The sequence below is a fragment of the Gottschalkia purinilytica genome, assembly GCF_001190785.1.
Classification (GTDB): domain Bacteria; phylum Bacillota; class Clostridia; order Tissierellales; family Gottschalkiaceae; genus Gottschalkia_A; species Gottschalkia_A purinilytica.
In genome coordinates this window covers 1-720 of record NZ_LGSS01000066.1, presented here as the reverse complement: position 1 = coordinate 720, position 720 = coordinate 1, and the positions used below count along the sequence as shown (strand labels likewise).

Annotated in this window: 1 protein-coding gene; it reads right to left on the bottom strand. The window is 31.7% G+C overall.

Translation table 11 applies throughout. The annotated features are described in order from the left end of the window. The coding region (locus CLPU_RS16370; protein WP_115840421.1) for an HAD-IC family P-type ATPase at positions 1-720 on the bottom strand (720 nt) is incomplete at both ends.

Here is a 720-nt window from a genome sequence, read left to right as displayed (position 1 = left end):
CGTTTAGTATTCCTAGTTCTTTTGCTATAGCCATAGCAGTTACTTTATGATCACCCGTTATCATAACGGGCTTTATTCCTGCTTCCTTACATTTTGCTACAGCTATTCTTGCTTCTTGTCTTGGCGGATCTATCATCCCAAACATACCTACAAATATTAAATCTTGTTCTGCATAGTCATTTTTAAGAGAATTATGATCTTTTGACGTATCTTTATAGGCTAATGCTATGACTCTTAATGCTTGCTGTGAAAGATTTTCGTTTACTTTATTTATAGTTTTTTTCATATCTGTAGTTAGTCTCTGAACATTACCATTTATCAATATCCCCGTACACTTGTCCATCAAAATATCTAAAGCACCTTTAGTTAATATCTTATAGCCTTTATCAGTTTTATGTATAGTAGTCATTAACTTTCTATCTGAATCAAAAGGTATCTCTTTTACTCTTTCTAATATGGCTTCTTGTTCTTTCTTGAATAATCTATGTTGTTGCGCAGCTACTACTAAAGCTACTTCTGTAGGATCTCCTAGTGGTTTCTTTTCCCCGTTATATTCTTCTATTATTGCATCATTACATAATAAACCTATCTTTAGTGCTAACTCTACATCTCTATCCATAATATTTATATCTGCTATGTCTTTAAGTTCTCCATAAGTGTATAATTTTGTTACTGTCATTTTATTTTGTGTTAATGTGCCTGTCTTATCTGAACATATTA